Here is a 15,823-nt window from a genome sequence, read left to right on the forward strand (position 1 = left end):
ACCCCGGTCTAACCCCCGATCGCCGACATCGGCCGGTCCGGCTGTACGAACGACGGGTCGTCCAGGCCCGCGCCCGCCTTCTTGCCCCACATCGCGAGCCGCCAGATCCGGGCGATCTCCTCGTCCGGGGCGCCGGAGCGGAGTGCGCCGCGCAGGTCGGTCTCCTCGGTGGCGAACAGACAGGTGCGTATCTGACCGTCGGCGGTCAGACGGGTGCGGTCGCAGGCCGCGCAGAACGGGCGGGTGACGGAGGCGATGACGCCGACGCGGTGCGGGCCGCCGTCGACCAGCCAGCGCTCGGCCGGGGCCGAACCGCGCTCCTCGGCGCCCTCCGGGGTCAGCTCGAAGCGGGTGCGCAGCGAGGCGAGGATGTCCCCGGCGGTGACCATGCCCTCACGCTTCCAGCCGTGCTGGGCGTCCAACGGCATCTGCTCGATGAAGCGCAGCTCGTAGTCGTGCTCGATCGCCCAGGCGAGCAGGTCCGGGGCCTCGTCGGCGTTCAGGTCCGGCATCAGGACCGCGTTGACCTTGACCGGGGTCAGGCCGGCCTCCCGGGCGGCCGTCAGGCCGTCGAGGACGTCCTTGTGACGGTCCCTGCGGGTGAGGGTCTTGAACACCTCCGGGCGCAGGGTGTCCAGCGAGACGTTCACCCGGTCCAGGCCCGCCGCCCCGAGGGCCGCCGCCGTGCGCCTGAGGCCGATGCCGTTGGTGGTGAGGGACATCCGGGGGCGGGGCCGCAGGGCCGCGACCCGGTCCACGATGCCGACCAGGCCGGGACGCAGCAGCGGCTCGCCGCCGGTGAAGCGGACCTCCTCGATGCCCAGTGACGTGACCGCGATGTCGATCAGGCGGACGATCTCGTCGTCCGTGAGCAGGTCGGGCTTGGCCAGCCACTGCAGACCCTCCTCGGGCATGCAGTACGTACAGCGCAGATTGCACCGATCGGTCAGCGAGACCCTGAGGTCGGTGGCCACCCGACCGTAGGTGTCGATGAGCACGTGGGCCCCCTCCCTCGTCGCGGATCACACATTCTCCGTCACCTGCACCGTCCTCTGCGAGCCTACGTGACGCCGCTGACAACGACAGCGGCCCTTCTGTGGGCGGGGTGACGCAGCCTCGTAACCGATTGCGACCGCAGCACTCCGGACGGTGACCCGACCGGGGCCCTCGGCCGTCTTCGGGTCCTCCGTCCTGGGTCACGGCGCCGCGCGGGGGCCGGTTCAGCTCGGTTTTTTTCATTCGCTTGAACTTGTTGCCGACCGACGGGGCGGCGGATAGCTTCGCCCTGCACCACTCGTCATGTACCTGCCGATCACGTCACCCGTGTCCGGCAGGTTCACGTTTTCCGGATGATGTGGAGACCCCATGGCTCATCGCCGTTCGAGAGGCCGCCTCGCCCTCGCCGTACCCGTCGTGCTGTCGCTGACGGCCTCCCTGGGCTTCCTGCCGGGTGCCGCGTCGGCCGCCGCGCGCACCGCCACCACCGCACGGACAGCCGAGGGGCCGGAACTCGCCTACGTCGTCAACACCCGGACGGACCGTCACACGCTGGCGACGGTGCGGCAGGCGATAGCCGCGGCCGGCGGCACGGTCGTGGTGACGTACGACAGGATCGGCGTGATCGTCGTGCACTCCGCGAACCCGGACTTCGCGCGGACCCTCCGTACCGTCCGAGGAGTGCAGTCCGCGGGGGCGACCCGGACCGCACCGCTGACGGCCTCGGGCACCACGGACGAGGGCGCCGCGCAGTACCTGACGAAGGCGGAGGCGGCGAAGGTCACGAGGGCCTCGGCGAACGCGGACGGCAGCGAGCCCCTCGAGGCCGACCAGTGGGACCTGCGCGCGATCGGCGCCGACAAGGCCGCGAGGATCGACCCGGGCAGCCGCAATGTCACGGTCGCCGTCATCGACACCGGCGTCGACGACACGCACCCGGACCTCGCGCCGAACTTCTCCCCGTCACAGTCCGCGAACTGCGTCGGCGGCAAGGCGGACACCTCCTACGGCGCCTGGCGGCCGGCGAAGCCCGAGCACTACCACGGCACCCACGTCGCCGGGGAGATCGCGGCGGCCCGCAACGGCATCGGCGTCGCCGGTGTCGCCCCGAACGTCAAGGTCTCCGCCATCAAGGTGGCCGACCCGGTCAACGAGCTCTTCTACCCCGAGAGCGTCGTCTGCGCGTTCGTGTTCGCCGCCGACCACGGCGTCGCGATCACCAACAACAGCTACTACGTGGACCCGTGGCTGTACAACTGCATGGACGACCCGGACCAGCGGGCCATCGTCGACGCGGTCAACCGGGCCCAGCTGTACGCCCGGCACAAGGGCACACTCAACATCGCCTCGGCGGGCAACTCCAACGACGACCTGGACTCCCACGCCCTGGCCGACGCCTCCAGCCCCGACGACTCGACGGCGGTGCCCCGCACGGTCGACCCGCACGAGTGCTTCGACGTGCCGACGCAGCTGCCGGGCGTCGTCACGGTCAGCGCGACGGGCGTCACCGACGCCAAGTCGTACTACTCCAGTTACGGCGACGGCGTCATCGACGTCGCGGGCCCGGGCGGCGACAAGTACCAGATCCCGGACACCCCGTCGAAGAACGGCCGCATCCTCTCCACGATGCCGAACGGCCAGTACGGCTTCCTGCAGGGCACGTCGATGGCGTCGCCGCACGTCGCGGGCGTGGCCGCGCTGCTGAAGTCCACACACCCGTGGGCGGGCCCGGCCCAGCTCCAGGCGCTCCTCAAGGCGCAGGCGGACAACCCGGGCTGCCCGACCGCCCCCTACGACGGTAACGGCGACGGGGTCGTGGACGCGACCTGCGCGGGCGGCAAACGCGTGAACGGTTTCTACGGCTTCGGCATCGTCAACGCCCTGCGCGCGGTCAGATGACCCGGATCAGGTGACAGGGAGGGGCCGGGCCTTGTCCGGCCCCTCCCTCATGTTGATCCAGTACACCCTCCACAGTGTCCTCATGACCGATACGAACGTGGCATGGGCGGCACTCGGCGGGGATCCCGCGCTGGTGCGGAGGATCTCGGCCGTCGCACGGGAGGGCGCGCTGCGGTCGCGGCTTCCCGTACGGGAGGTGGCGCGGGCCTGCGTCGGGGTGTGCGCGCTGGCCGCCGCCGAGTGGGGCGCCCGGCGGGCCGGGATGCCGGCCGTTCCCGAGGTGCGGGTCGACGACGGGGCCGTGGCCACCGCCTTCCACAGCGAGCGGCATCTGCGCATCGACGGCCGGGAACCGGTCAACTTCGCGCCGCTTTCGCGGTTCTGGCGCACCGCGGACGGCTGGGTGCGCACGCACGCGAACTATCCGCACCACCGCGAGCGGCTGCTGGGCGCTCTGGGGCTGGCAGCGGACGCGTCCGTGGAGACCGTGGCCGCCGCACTCGCCGAGCGGTCGTCCCTCGAGGTGGAGGAGAGCGTGTACGCGCTCGGAGGGCTCGCGGTCGCGCTGCGCACGCCCAGGGAGTGGGCGGCGCATGAACAGGGGCGGGCGGTCGCCGCGCACCCGCTCGTGGGCCGTGAGCGGCTCGACCGGGCTCCCGTACGCCCTCTCGTACCGCTCGACGGCGAGCCGCTGCTGCCCGCCGCCGGCGTCCGCGTCCTGGACCTCACCCGGGTCATCGCGGGCCCGGTGGCCACCCGGACCCTGGCGCTGCTCGGCGCGGACGTCCTGCGGATCGACAGCCCCCAGGTCCCGGAACTCCCCGACCAGCACGCCGACATGGACTTCGGGAAGCGGTCCGCGGTGCTCGACCTGCGGGCGTCCGCGGACCGGCGGACCGTGGAGGATCTGCTGGCGGAGGCGGACGTGGTCGTCACGGGCTACCGTCCCGGCGCACTCGACCGGTTCGGGCTCTCCGCCGGGCGACTCGCCGAGCGCCGGCCCGGGCTGGTGGTGGCGGAGCTGTCGGCGTGGGGCGCGTACGGGCCGTGGGGCGGACGGCGGGGCTTCGACAGCCTGGTGCAGGTCGCCACCGGTATCGCGGTGACCGAGGGGTCGGCCCAGCGGCCGGGAGCGCTGCCCGCGCAGGCCCTCGACCACGGCACGGGGTATCTGCTGGCCGCGGCGGTCCTGCGGTGCCTCACCGAGCAGACCGAGGAGGGCGGAACCCGGGTGGTACGGCTGGCGCTGGCACGGACGGCGGCCTGGCTGACGGACGACACCGTCCGGGACACCGGGTCGGCGCAGGCGGCGTACGACGGCCCGGATCCCTGGGTCGCCGAGAGCGGCAGCTCGCTGGGCCGGCTGCGCCACGCCCTGCCACCGGTCCGTTTCGCGGGCGGCCCGGCCGACTGGACGCGCCCGCCGGGGCGGTGGGGGCGCGATCCCGCGCGGTGGGACGGGCCCCGGCTCGGGAGCTGAGGCACCGGGCGCGACCCGGGAGCGGGGGAACCGGGCGGCCGAAATCGTCTCCCTGGGCGGAATGCCATTCCCTCAGTTGATTGACTTCGGTTGCCCGTTTCTGTGGCGACTGGCGAAGATCGTGCCGTGAGCTCGATACGACCCGGTGCCGGGCCCGACGACGCAGACACCGGTACGGCCTCCGTGCCCGTCGCGGACGCCGCCCCCGTCGTCCGTCCCTCGCTCCGCCGGGGCGTCGCCGGGCTCGCCCTGGTGACGGTCGCCGCCCTGATACCGCTGCTCGGGCCCTCGGCCGCGCTGCACGGCACGGGCGAGGCGGCAGCCCCGGGGGCGGGTGGCGTCGGCCTGCTGCGTGCGGTGCTGTTCGCGGCGCTGTGCGTACCCGTGGGCGAGCTGTTCGTCGCCCGCCTGGCACGTCGGACGCCGGGCGCTCCCGTGGCGGAGGGGCCGCGCAGCTGGGCACCCTGGGCGGCCGGTGCGGGCTTCGCCGCAGCGCTGGGGCTCGCCTCGGTCGTGGCCACCGGCAATCTGGTCCCCGACCGGCTCGCCCAGATCGACGTCGGCGGGCTGTACCAGACCCGGGACGGCGCGCTGGCCCTGGTGGAGGTCAACGCCTTCCTCGTGGCCGGGTTGTGCGCACTGTCCCGCCGGCCGTCCCTCCAGGTGTTCCCGCTGGCCGCGGTGGCCGTCGCCGAGGCGCTGCGCGCCCATCCCGCCACCGAGCACTCCCCCCTGGTGGGGGCCGGCCTGACCCTGGTCCACCTGGGCTGCGCGGCGCTGTGGGCGGGCGGTCTGCTGCACGCGCTGCGGCTGCTGCGGCACTGGCGCGCGGCTCGCGGGGCGGGGGCCCTCCTGCTGGGCCGCTACGCACGCGTGGCGGCCGTTCTGCTCGCCGCGATCACCGCGACGGGTGTGTGGAGCTCGCTGCGCCGCATGCCACCGGACACCGTCCTCGACCAGCTGACGACGACGGCGTACGGCCGCACGCTGCTCGCCAAGGTGCTGCTGGTGGCCGTCGTCGCCGCGCTCGCCCTGGCCGCCCGCCTGCGCCTGCGGCGCGCCGCCGACCCGCTGGGCGCCTGTGTGCCCGCGCGGGCGGAGGTGGTGGTGCTGGGGCTGGTGGTGGCGGTCTCGGGCCTGTTGACGGCGCTGCCGCCGCCGATCCGCTGGCCCTGACCGGCCACCGGCGAGCGTGCCACGGACCAGCAGGAACCCTGCCGCCCGGGGACCCTCGGTCGTCGCCGGACTCGTTCGCCGCGGCGGGCCCGTCGACGAGGGGCACCGGCCGCGCGGAGCCCTGGCCGCCGGAGCCGGACGGTCACACCCCCGCGGCCCCCAGCAAGGTCCCGGCGGCATAGGTGACCCCCATCGCCAGCGCCCCGCCCAGCACGTTGCGGGCCACGGCCCGTCCCGGCTTCGCCGCGCCCAGGCGGGCGCTCGTCCAGCCGGTGATGACGAGCGCGGCCAGGACGGACGCGACCGTCACCAGCAGGCGGATGCCGGCCGGGGGCAGCACGATCGCCAGCAGCGGGAGCAGGGCGCCCACCGTGAACGCCAGGAAGCTCGCCCAGGCCGCGTGCCACGGGTTCGTCAGCTCGTCGGGGTCGATGCCGAGTTCCACGCGCGCGTGGGCGCGCAGGGCGTCGCGCGCCGTCAACTGCACCGCCGCCTCCCGGGCCACGTGCCGGGACAGGCCGCGCTGCTCCAGCATCTCCGTCAGTTCCTCGAGTTCCGCCTCCGGCTGCTCCCTCAGTTCGCGCCGCTCCAGGGCCAGGGCCGCCTTCTCGGAGTCCCGCTGGGTCGACACCGACACGTACTCCCCCGCCGCCATCGACATCGAGCCTGCCAGCAGTCCGGCGAGGCCCGCGGTCAGCAGCGTGCCGCGGTCGGTCGTCGCCCCGGCGACGCCGACCACCAGGCCCGCGGTGGAGACGATGCCGTCGTTGGCGCCGAGGACCGCCGCCCGCAGCCAGTTGAGCCGCGCCCCGAGCGCACCGCCGTGTACCTCGTCGTGCGTGGGTTCCATCACACGGGGAGGATGGCACCTCATGAGGCGGACGGCATCCCGGGCACGCCCGTCGCCGACTCTCCTGACAGAGCATCAGTTGGGGTTTCGTCAACTGCTGTGCACGGGCGCGAAGGTTGTGCGCCCGGCGCAGGGGAGCCGCGGGTCGCGGGTGGGGCCCGGGACTGTCGGTCGTGGCCCGTATCCTCAGTGACCATGCTCGAAGACCCCACGACCGCAGTGTCCCCGGCCGCCTGGCCGGCCGCGTATCCGGAGGGGTACGCGGTCGTCGACGTGGAGACCACCGGCCTGGCCCGGGACGACCGGATCATCTCGGCCGCCGTCTACCGGCTGGACGCGCGCGGTGAGGTCGAGGACCACTGGTACACGCTGGTCAACCCGGAACGCGACCCGGGGCCGGTGTGGATACACGGTCTGACGAGCGAGACCCTCGAAGGTGCACCCCTGTTCCGGGAGGTCGCCGAGGAGTTCGCGGCCCGGCTCGACGGCCGCGTGCTCGTCGCGCACAACGCGGTCTTCGACTGGCAGATGATCGCCCGGGAGTACGCACGCGCGGAACGCGAGGCGCCGGTCCGTCAGCGGCTGTGCACCATCGCGCTGTCCAAGGAGCTGCGCCTGCCGCTGGCCAACCACAAGCTGGAGACGCTGGCCGCGCACTTCGGGGTGGTCCAGCGGCGGGCGCACCACGCGCTGGACGACGCGCGCGTGCTGGCCGAGGCGTTCCGGCCGAGTCTGCACGCCGCCGCCCGGGAGGGCGTACGACTGCCGCTCCTGGAGTGCCGTCCGCTGACGGAGTGGTCGGCCACCCCCACGGTGCCCCGCCAGTCCGCCGGGGGGTACCGCGCGAGCAGTTGGCGCCCGTCCCGCAAACGCCCGGCCTGTCCCTATCCCAACCCGGGGCGGTACGAGGAGGGCAAGCGGCTCAAGCAGGGCATGCGGGTGGCGTTCTCCGGCGACACCTCGGTCGACCGGGAGCTGCTGGAGGACCGCGCCGTCGAGGCCGGGCTGCACGTGGCGACGAGCCTTTCCCGGCTCACCAGCCTGCTCGTCACCAACGACCCGGACTCGGGCACGTCCAAGACGGTCAAGGCGCGGCAGTACGGGACACCGATGATCGACGAGGCGGCGTTCGGGCAGCTGCTGCGGGACGTCGAACCCGCGACGGAAGGAGTGACCCGTGCGGACGGGTGATTGCCGCACGACTCGCCCGGCGCCCACTCGCCCGCGCCACGGCGACACCCCACGCTGTGGCGCATGGCACGTTGCGAGGTCTGCGGAAACGACTACGGCATGACGTTCGAGGTGCACGCGCAGGGCGCGGTGCACGTCTTCGACTGTTTCGCCTGCGCCATCCACCGAATGGCGCCCATCTGCGAACACTGTCGCGTCCAGATCATCGGCCAGGGCGTCGACGTCGACGGCCACTGGTACTGCGGCGCGCACTGCGCCCGCGCGGAGGGGCAGGTGGGGATCGTCGACCGGGTCTGAGGCACCCCCGTGCGGGTGCGACCCGGTCCGAGATGTACCGTCGTGGGGTGTACCGCTTCCTGTTGTCCCGGCAGTGGGTGATCCTCACCCTGGTGGCTCTCCTGCTCATCCCCACGATGATCAGGCTGGGTTTCTGGCAGCTGCACCGCCACGACCACAGGCAGGCGCTGAACCGGCTGATCAACGAGTCGCTGGCGGCGCCGCCCGTGCCCGCGGAGTCGCTCACCTCGGTCGGCGGGACCGTCCGGCACGAGGACCTCTACCGCCGGGTGACCGCGAAGGGCCACTTCGACACGGCGCACGAACTGGTCGTGCGCCGCCGTACGAACGCGGCCAACGAGGTCGGCTACCACGTGCTGACTCCGTTCGTGCTGAACGACGGCAGGACCCTCCTCGTGAACCGGGGCTGGATCGACTCCGCCGCCTCGCAGACCACGTTCCCGAAGATCCCGGCACCCGCCCGGGGCGAGATCACGGTCACCGGTCGGCTGATGCAGGACGAGACGACGGCCGCGAGCGGCATCAAGAACCTCAAGGGGCTGCCGGACCGCCAGGTCATGCTGATCAACAGCGAGCAGATCGGCGCGCTGCTGCGCGACGCGGGCGACACCTCCGCCAAGGAGGTGCTCGGCGGCTACATCGAGCTGGTCTCCCCCGCCCCCAGGGGCGGCAGTCCCGAGCTGGTCCCGTCGCCCAAGGAGGACAGCAGCTGGATCGGGCTCGGTGACATCAACCTGCCGTACGCGGTCCAGTGGTGGCTCTTCGCGGCGGGCGTCCCCCTCGGCTGGTTGATCCTCGTCCGCCGGGAGGCCCGGGAGCGGGCGAAGGCGGCCGAGGAGAGACGCGAGGAGCCGGCGCCGACCACGGTGTGACACCGGCCGCATCCGGTGGCGACCGCGACCGGACACCCCACGTCCGGTGGAGGCCGGCCGCGCGGTCCCGCCAGTGGCGGACCGCGTCTGCTCCTCGACCGCCTTGGCCGCCCGGGTGAGCTGGTCGGGGGTGACGGTGAAGCCGAGGCCCATGAGCAGGGCGATGGGGACGGTCACGGCGACGGAGAAGGTGCCCCACGGGGAGTGCGCGAGCGCGTTGACCACGACCAGGGCCGGCACGCCCAGCAGAATGATCATGATGGCGAACACCGCGACCAGCGCCGCCGCGCCGCCCACCCGGCCGATCTCGTCGCGGGCCATCCGACCGAGCGACTTTCCGTCCCGCCGCATCCACAGGAACAGCACCACCATGTCCTGCACGGCCCCGGCGAAGATCACCCCGGCCACGATCCACAGGGTTCCGGGCAGGTATCCCATCTGTGCCGCCGGCACCGAACCCACCAGCGGCCCGGCGCCGGTGATCGCGGCGAAGTGGTGGCCGAGCAGGACCCGGCGGTCGGTCGGGTGGAAGTCGACCCCGTCCTCCAGGCGCCCGGCGGTCGTCCGGCCGCAGCACACGGCGCGCGATGAAACGGGAGTAGAAGCGGTAGGCGATGGCGTACGAGCCGAGCGCGGCCACCACCAGCCAGACCGCGGAGATCCTCTCCCCGCGGGCGAGCGCGAGGACGCCCCAGGCGACGGCGCCGAGCAGCGAGACGGCGGTCCACAGGAGGACCACCCGTAGGGATGTACGGGATTTTTCGGGCACCTGAGGTCCGGATTCGGCCAGGGTGATGCGGGCATGGCGGCTCCTCACCTCGAGGGTGGCGTGAGAACTCGTGACAGGACGTGCGCGGTGCCGACGGCTCTCCCGCTCGCTGTCGGTTCGTGCAAGAGTTGCCCACCCACGGGAAACGGTTGGCAGCGGATGTCCGGAAGATTTCCCCTCGATTCCCTGTCCTCCGAACCGGCACCCCGCGCAACTCTCCTGCGAGGGCACAGGCACACCAAGGACGGTGACCCATGGCCGACGACGCCATGACCGCGACGTTCCTCGCCATGATCGGCGGAGCGTCCCTGCTCGCCGTCACCGCGCGCCGACTGCGCCGAAGCGACCGGCTGCCCTCCCTGGAGGGCTGGGCCCTCGCCGACCGCAGTCTCGGCCCGGTGTGGACCTGGCTGCTGCTGGGCGGCACGATCTTCACCGCGTACACCTTCACCGCCGTGCCCGGGCTGGCGTACGGCAACGGCGCGGCCGCCTTCTTCGCGGTGCCGTACACGGTGATCGTCTGCCCGCTCGCCTTCGTCCTGCTGAGCCGCCTGTGGACCGTGGCCCGTCGGCACGGCTATGTCACCGCCGCCGACTTCGTACGCGGACGCTACGGGTCGCCGGCGCTGGCCCTGGTGGTCGCGCTGACCGGGATCCTGGCGACGATGCCGTACCTCGCGCTGCAACTGCTCGGCATCCGGGCGGTGCTGACGGCCGGGGGCGTGTATCCGCGGGGCGTCACGGGCGACCTGGTGATGGTGACGCTGTTCGCGGGGCTCGCGGTGGCGACCTACCGGCACGGGCTGCGGGCACCCACCGTCATCTCGGCGCTCAAGGCGGTGGCCGTGTTCGTCTCGCTCACCGCCGTCACCTGGCTCGTCCTCGACCGGCTCGGCGGCCCGGGACCGGTTTTCGACGGCGCGGCCCGGCGCCTCGGCGGCCCCGACACGGCACACTCCGCTCTGCTGCTCTCCCCCGCCCAGCAGCCCGCCTACGCCAGCCTCGCCCTCGGCTCCGCGCTGGCCCTGCTGATGTACCCGCACGTGCTCACCGCCGGTTTCGCCGCCGACGGGCCGCGCACCCTGCGCAAGGCCTCGGTGGCGCTGCCCGCCTGGACGGGGCTGCTCGCGCTCTTCGGCTTCCTCGGCATCGCCGCACTCGCGGCCGGGGTCCGGGCGCCGAGGGGCGGCGCCGAGGCGGCCGTGCCGATGCTGGTGGACCGGCTGATGCCGGGGCCGCTGGCCGGACTGGTGTTCGGCGCGATCACGGTGGGCGCGCTGGTTCCCGCCTCGGTGATGTCGATCGCGGCCGCCACGAGCTTCGTCCGCAACGTGTACGTCGAGTACGTGCACCCGACGGCCACGCCCAAACGACAGGTCCGCATCGCCCGGGCGGTGTCGCTGACCGCGAAGGTGGGCGCGGTGGCGTTCGTGTTCGGGCTGCGCGACCAGGACGCCGTCAACCTCCAGCTGCTGGGCGGGGTCTGGATCCTGCAGATCTTCCCGGCGGTGGCCGTGGGCCTGTTCACCGGACGGCTGCACCCGCGGGCCCTGCTCGCCGGGTGGGGCGTGGGCATGGTGGTCGGCACCTTCCTGGTGGTGCGGGAGGGGTTCTCCTCGATCGTGCCGCTCGCCACCGGGCGGACGCCGCTGCAGATCTACGCCGGACTCGCCGCGCTGCTCCTCAACCTGATCGTCGCCGTGGCCGCGACCACGGCCCTGGAACGCCTCGGCGTCCCGCGCGGCGCCGACACGACCGACCTACCGTCGCGCCTGACCGCCAGGCGGCGCCCCGAGACGGGAGCGAACACCCCGTGAGACGCAGACAGCCCACCCCCGTCACGCTGACCCCGGTGCCCCAGCCGGCCGGCCCGGCCGGTCCCCTCACCCCGGCGGTGGGCGACCCGGCCGAGCTGGAACGCGAGGCCGGTGTCGCCCGCCTGTTCGAGTGGCACTACGCCTCGATGCTGCGCCTGGCCGTACTTCTCGGCGCCGACGACCCGGAGAACGTGGTGGCCGAGGCCTACTACCAGATCTACCGGAAGTGGCGGCGCCTGAAGGACACCGAGGCGGCGGAGGCGTATCTGCGCTCCACGGTGTGCAACCTGACGCGGATGCGCATACGCCACCTCCAAGTGGCGCGCAGGCACGAGGAGAAGCCCACGGAGGAGGTCGTCGCCTCCGCCGAGAGCACCGCACTCCTCCACGACGACCAGCGGGTGCTGATCGGCGCCCTCCAGCAGTTGCCCGCCCGGCAGCGGGAGGCACTCGTGCTGCGGCACTGGCTCGGCCTGAAGGAGCAGGAGATCGCCGCGGCGATGGGCATCTCCTGCGGATCCGTCAAGACCCACACGGCGCGCGGCCTCGCCGCCCTGACCCAGGCGATGGAGGCCCGGCGATGACGCATCGAGATGCGACTCCGTCGCGTGGCACCGGTCCGGACCGTACGGAACGGGAGCTGCGCGAGGCCCTCGCCGCGCTGGCGGACGGGGTGCACGCCTCCCCCGACGCCTACCGGACGGCACGCGGCGCGTGGCTGCGCCGCGAGCGTCGGCGCCGGCTCGTCCTGACCGTGCTGGTGGCGGTCGTCTTCACCCTGGCCACCCTGATCGGCCTGTGGGTTCTCAACCAGGTCCCGTCGGACCCCGGCGTCGTCTTCTCCGGCCTCGGCTCCGCACCGCCCGTCACTCCGCCGGCCCACGCCCTGATTGTCCCGTAGGCCCACCGGGAACCCGCTCCCCGTGCATCCGCGGATCGAGGACTACGCGCTCATCGGTGACGAACAGACCGCCGCCCTGGTCGGCCGGGACGGGTCCGTCGACTGGCTGTGCCTGCCCCGGTTCGACTCGCCCGCCTGCTTCGCGAAGCTGCTCGGCACCGAGGAGCACGGTCACTGGAGGATCGCGCCCGAGGGCGCCGGGCCGTGCACCCGCCGCGCATACCGCCGGGACACCCTCGTCCTCGACACCGAGTGGGACACCCCGGACGGCACGGTCCGCGTCACCGACTTCATGCCCCAGCGCGACCGCGCCCCCGACCTCGTACGCGTCATCGAGGGGCTGGACGGCCGGGTCACCGTGCGCGGGGAACTGCGGCTGCGCTTCGACTACGGCTCGATCGTGCCCTGGATGCGGCGGACCGACGGTCACCGCGTGGCCGTGGCGGGACCCGACTCGGTGTGGCTGCGCAGCGAGCCCTCGGTGCCCACCTGGGGCCGGGACTTCGCCACCCACTCGGAGTTCTCGGTCCGCAAGGGGCAGAAGGTCGCCTTCGTCCTCACCTGGCATCCCTCGCACGAGCCGCGTCCCCCTCTGGTCGACCCGTTCGACGCCCTGGACAGCAGCGTCCTGGACTGGCGGGCGTGGGTGGCGCGGTGCCGCTACGAGGGCCCGCACCGGGACGTCGTGGTGCGGTCCCTGATCACCCTCAAGGCCCTCACCTACCGGCCCACCGGCGGTATCGTCGCCGCTCCCACCACCTCACTGCCGGAGTCGCCGGGCGGCGTCCGCAACTGGGACTACCGCTACAGCTGGCTGCGGGACTCCACGCTCACCCTTCAGGCGCTGCTGGCGGCCGGCTACCAGGAGGAGGCCGAGGCCTGGCGCGACTGGCTGCTGCGCGCGGTCGCCGGCGACCCCGCGGATCTCCAGATCATGTACGGCATCTCGGGCGAACGGCGGCTGCCCGAGTACGAACTGCCCTGGCTGCCGGGGTTCGAGGACTCGGCCCCGGTCCGGGTCGGCAACGACGCGGTGAAGCAGCTGCAGTTGGACGTGTACGGCGAGGTCATCGACTCGCTGTCACTGGCCCGCACCGCGGGTCTGCCGGTCAGGCCGCACATGTGGCGGGTGGAGTGCGCGCTGATGGAGTTCCTGCGCACGGCCTGGCGGCAGCCGGACTCGGGCCTGTGGGAGGTGCGGGGGCCGGGCCGCCACTTCGTGTACTCGAAGGTGATGGCGTGGGTGGCCGCCGACCGCGCCGTGCGCAACCTGGAGCAGAACCCGCACCTCGACGGCGACCTCGACGGCTGGCGTGCCATGCGCGACGAGGTGCACCGGGAGGTGTGCGAGCGCGGCTACGACCCGGAACGGAACACGTTCACGCAGTACTACGGCTCACGCTCGCTCGACGCCTCGCTGCTGCAGATCCCCCTCGTCGGCTTCCTGCCGCCGGACGATCCGCGGGTGACCGGCACGATCGACGCGGTTCGCGCGGAGCTCGCGGAAGACGGCCTCCTGCGGCGGTACAGCCTTCGGACTTCGGACGTGGACCCGCTGCCGGGCGGCGAGGGCGCGTTCCTGGCGTGCTCCTTCTGGCTCGCGGACGCCCTGCACATGACCGGCCGTACGGATGAGGCTCGCACGTTGTTCGAACGGCTGGTCGGACTGTGCAACGACGTAGGTCTGCTGTCGGAGGAGTACGACCCGGCCACCGGTCGGATGCTCGGAAACTTTCCGCAGGCCTTCAGCCATTTGGGCCTGGTGGGGGCCGCCCTCGCCCTCCACGGGAGCGAGACGGCAGGATAGCAGCCATGGATCTTGGACTGAAGGACCGTGTGTACGTCGTCACGGGCGCGACGCGGGGGCTGGGCAACGCGACCGCGCGGGAACTCGTCGCCGACGGGGCGAAGGTGGTGATCACCGGCCGCGACGGGAAGCGGGCCGAGGAGGCGGCGGCGGAGCTGGGGGCCGACGCCGTGGGTGTGGCCGCCGACAACGCCGACCCGCGGGCGACGGCCCGGCTGATCGCCACGGCCCGTGAGCACTTCGGCGGCTTCGACGGCATCCTCATCAGCGTGGGCGGGCCCCCGGCCGGAGGCGTGGCCGACAACACGGACGAGCAGTGGACGGCGGCGTTCGAGTCCGTGTTCCTGGGCGCGGTCCGGCTGGCGCGCGCCGCCGCCGCGGAGCTGACCGAGGGCGGTGTCATCGGGTTCGTGCTGTCCGGTTCCGTGCACGAGCCCATCCCGGGCCTGACCATCTCCAACGGGCTGCGCCCCGGTCTCGCGGGCTTCGCCAAGTCGATCGCGGACGAGCTGGGCCCGCGGGGCATCCGGGTCGTCGGCCTGCTCCCGGCCCGCATCGACACCGACCGGGTGCGCGAGCTGGACGCCCTGTCCCCCGACCCGGAGGCGGCCCGCGCGGCCAACGAGTCCCGCATCCCGCTGCGCCGCTACGGGAGGCCGGAGGAGTTCGGGCGCACGGCCGCGTTCCTGCTGTCGCCGGCGGCGTCGTACCTGACCGGCATCATGGTGCCGGTGGACGGCGGGTCGCGACACGGCTTCTGAGCGCCTGTGCCACATCACCAGCCGGAACAGCGCGCGTCGTCCGGCGCGTGCGATCGCACGGCGGGCCGGGCGGCGCGCGCCCGGCTGGGCCGCGGCGGCCGGCGCGAGGCGGGCCGCACCGGGGCAGAGTGAGCCGCCAGGCCCGCGAGGGGCGGGCCTGGTCGTGGCAGGTCCACGGCCTGGTTGTGGTGCGTCTTACTCGCCGACCCCCGCCAGATCCCGCAGCCGCCGGGCCTGGGCGGCCCGTTCCGCGACGCGCTGGGCCTCGTACGTCCGCTCCTGCGCGCCGCGCAGCAGCGCCTTGGTCTCGATCACGGCGTCGCGGGGCGCCGCGAGCAGGGCGGTCGCCAGGTCCCGTACCGCGTCGTCGAGCTGGTCGACCGGTACGGCGACGTTCGCGAGCCCGGTGGTCACGGCTTCCTCGGCCCCGACGAAGCGGCCCGTCACGCAGATCTCCAGCGCGCGGGCATAGCCGACCAGGCCCACCAGCGGATGGGTGCCGGTGAGGTCCGGTACCAGGCCCAGGCTGGTCTCGCGCATGGCGAACCGCACGTCGTCCGCGACGACGCGCAGGTCGCAGGCGAGGGCGAGCTGGAACCCCGCTCCGATCGCATGGCCCTGGACGGCGGCGATGGACACGATGTCGCTCTGCCGCCACCAGGTGAACGCCTCCTGGTACCCGGCGATGGTGGCGTCCAGCTCCGCGTCGCCGCTGCGCGCGAGGTCGATGAAGGTCGGTTCGCCCTCGATCCCCTCGGGCGTGAACATCTGACGGTCCAGCCCGGCCGAGAACGACTGGCCCTCGGCGCGCAGCACCACCACGCGGACCGAACCGGGCAGCGCCCGCCCGGCCTCGGTCAGCGCCCGCCACAGAGCGGGGCTCTGCGCGTTGCGCTTGGCCGGGTTGGTCAGCGTCACCGTGGCGATCGCCTCGTCGACGGTGAGCCGTACGCCGTCCTTGTCGAGTACCGGGTCGAGCGAAGCCATGGGGCGCCTCCGATGGGTGC

The 15,823-nt window shown here is 73.3% G+C and carries 14 protein-coding genes and 1 pseudogene; 11 read left to right on the forward strand and 4 right to left on the reverse strand.

Features of this window, described 5'->3' with window-relative positions; genetic code table 11:
• Nucleotides 1–8: 8 nt before the first annotated feature.
• A complete protein-coding gene (moaA, locus tag AC5WS8_RS23520) occupies nucleotides 9–998 on the reverse strand; it encodes a GTP 3',8-cyclase MoaA (protein WP_496105429.1) in 990 nt (329 codons plus the stop codon).
• Between the two features lie 367 nt (nucleotides 999–1,365).
• On the opposite strand from moaA, the gene AC5WS8_RS23525 reads away from it, so the two are divergent.
• The 3 genes from AC5WS8_RS23525 (at nucleotide 1,366) to AC5WS8_RS23535 (ending at nucleotide 5,551) form a co-directional block, all read left to right on the forward strand.
• Entirely contained in the window at nucleotides 1,366–2,895 is a 1,530-nt protein-coding gene (locus AC5WS8_RS23525) for a S8 family serine peptidase (protein ID WP_496105430.1), read from the forward strand.
• Nucleotides 2,896–2,977: 82 nt separating this feature from the next.
• The gene (locus tag AC5WS8_RS23530) at nucleotides 2,978–4,375 is read left to right on the forward strand and encodes a CoA transferase (protein WP_496105431.1); all 1,398 of its coding nucleotides are present in this window, start codon (nucleotides 2,978–2,980) and stop codon (nucleotides 4,373–4,375) included.
• A 183-nt stretch (nucleotides 4,376–4,558) separates the two neighbouring features.
• Nucleotides 4,559–5,551 carry a CopD family protein gene (locus AC5WS8_RS23535; protein WP_496105572.1) on the forward strand — a complete coding sequence of 331 codons (993 nt, stop codon included), beginning with the start codon at nucleotides 4,559–4,561 and terminating at the stop codon, nucleotides 5,549–5,551.
• 142 nt (nucleotides 5,552–5,693) lie between these two features.
• Here AC5WS8_RS23535 and AC5WS8_RS23540 read toward each other — a convergent pair whose 3' ends face one another.
• A complete protein-coding gene (locus AC5WS8_RS23540) occupies nucleotides 5,694–6,404 on the reverse strand; it encodes a VIT1/CCC1 transporter family protein (RefSeq protein WP_496105432.1) in 711 nt (236 codons plus the stop codon).
• A gap of 192 nt (nucleotides 6,405–6,596) precedes the next feature.
• Between AC5WS8_RS23540 and AC5WS8_RS23545 the strand changes: the two genes are divergently transcribed.
• The 3 genes from AC5WS8_RS23545 to AC5WS8_RS23555 all read left to right on the forward strand — a co-directional run bounded on the left by AC5WS8_RS23545 (nucleotide 6,597) and on the right by AC5WS8_RS23555 (nucleotide 8,761).
• Nucleotides 6,597–7,592, forward strand: a complete 996-nt coding sequence (locus AC5WS8_RS23545) for a DEDDh family exonuclease (RefSeq protein WP_496105433.1) — start codon at nucleotides 6,597–6,599, stop codon at nucleotides 7,590–7,592.
• 63 nt (nucleotides 7,593–7,655) lie between these two features.
• On the forward strand, nucleotides 7,656–7,889 hold the full coding sequence (locus tag AC5WS8_RS23550) for a metallothionein (RefSeq protein WP_103845200.1): 234 nt from the start codon (nucleotides 7,656–7,658) through the stop codon (nucleotides 7,887–7,889).
• 47 nt (nucleotides 7,890–7,936) lie between these two features.
• Nucleotides 7,937–8,761: an SURF1 family cytochrome oxidase biogenesis protein gene (locus AC5WS8_RS23555; RefSeq protein WP_496105434.1), complete on the forward strand. Its 825-nt coding sequence runs from the start codon at nucleotides 7,937–7,939 to the stop codon at nucleotides 8,759–8,761.
• A gap of 147 nt (nucleotides 8,762–8,908) precedes the next feature.
• Here AC5WS8_RS23555 and AC5WS8_RS23560 read toward each other — a convergent pair.
• A pseudogene (locus AC5WS8_RS23560) lies at nucleotides 8,909–9,551 on the reverse strand (carbon starvation CstA family protein); the annotation flags it as partial.
• Between the two features lie 233 nt (nucleotides 9,552–9,784).
• Here AC5WS8_RS23560 and AC5WS8_RS23565 point away from each other — a divergent pair.
• From AC5WS8_RS23565 to AC5WS8_RS23585, 5 genes are read left to right on the forward strand one after another with little or no spacing between them, the layout of a single operon-like run.
• Complete coding sequence (locus AC5WS8_RS23565; protein ID WP_496105435.1) at nucleotides 9,785–11,347, forward strand: sodium:solute symporter family protein; 1,563 nt, start codon at nucleotides 9,785–9,787, stop codon at nucleotides 11,345–11,347.
• Nucleotides 11,344–11,931: a sigma-70 family RNA polymerase sigma factor gene (locus AC5WS8_RS23570; protein ID WP_496105436.1), complete on the forward strand. Its 588-nt coding sequence runs from the start codon at nucleotides 11,344–11,346 to the stop codon at nucleotides 11,929–11,931. Before AC5WS8_RS23565 ends, AC5WS8_RS23570 begins: the two co-directional genes overlap by 4 nt.
• A complete protein-coding gene (locus tag AC5WS8_RS23575; protein ID WP_496105437.1) occupies nucleotides 11,928–12,248 on the forward strand; it encodes a hypothetical protein in 321 nt (106 codons plus the stop codon). The genes AC5WS8_RS23570 and AC5WS8_RS23575 overlap by 4 nt, the downstream gene beginning before the upstream one ends.
• A gap of 22 nt (nucleotides 12,249–12,270) precedes the next feature.
• Complete coding sequence (locus AC5WS8_RS23580; protein WP_496105438.1) at nucleotides 12,271–14,055, forward strand: glycoside hydrolase family 15 protein; 1,785 nt, start codon at nucleotides 12,271–12,273, stop codon at nucleotides 14,053–14,055.
• A 5-nt stretch (nucleotides 14,056–14,060) separates the two neighbouring features.
• A complete protein-coding gene (locus AC5WS8_RS23585) occupies nucleotides 14,061–14,816 on the forward strand; it encodes an SDR family oxidoreductase (protein WP_496105439.1) in 756 nt (251 codons plus the stop codon).
• Between the two features lie 195 nt (nucleotides 14,817–15,011).
• On the opposite strand, the gene AC5WS8_RS23590 is transcribed toward AC5WS8_RS23585, so the two are convergent.
• On the reverse strand, nucleotides 15,012–15,803 hold the full coding sequence (locus AC5WS8_RS23590) for an enoyl-CoA hydratase/isomerase family protein (protein WP_496105440.1): 792 nt from the start codon (nucleotides 15,801–15,803) through the stop codon (nucleotides 15,012–15,014).
• Between the last annotated feature and the right edge of the window lie 20 nt (nucleotides 15,804–15,823).

This window comes from Streptomyces sp. PTL18 (genome assembly GCF_059510295.1).

Bases quoted from the DNA above. Each gene is read 5' to 3' on its own strand.
- AC5WS8_RS23550 (WP_103845200.1), top strand. From the start codon at position 7,656: ATGGCACGTTGCGAGGTCTGCGGAAACGACTACGGCATGACGTTCGAG.
- AC5WS8_RS23530 (WP_496105431.1), top strand. From the start codon at position 2,978: ATGACCGATACGAACGTGGCATGGGCGGCACTCGGCGGGGATCCCGCG.
- AC5WS8_RS23590 (WP_496105440.1), bottom strand. From the start codon at position 15,803: ATGGCTTCGCTCGACCCGGTACTCGACAAGGACGGCGTACGGCTCACC.
- AC5WS8_RS23525 (WP_496105430.1), top strand. From the start codon at position 1,366: ATGGCTCATCGCCGTTCGAGAGGCCGCCTCGCCCTCGCCGTACCCGTC.
- AC5WS8_RS23575 (WP_496105437.1), top strand. From the start codon at position 11,928: ATGACGCATCGAGATGCGACTCCGTCGCGTGGCACCGGTCCGGACCGT.
- AC5WS8_RS23545 (WP_496105433.1), top strand. From the start codon at position 6,597: ATGCTCGAAGACCCCACGACCGCAGTGTCCCCGGCCGCCTGGCCGGCC.
- AC5WS8_RS23585 (WP_496105439.1), top strand. From the start codon at position 14,061: ATGGATCTTGGACTGAAGGACCGTGTGTACGTCGTCACGGGCGCGACG.
- AC5WS8_RS23565 (WP_496105435.1), top strand. From the start codon at position 9,785: ATGGCCGACGACGCCATGACCGCGACGTTCCTCGCCATGATCGGCGGA.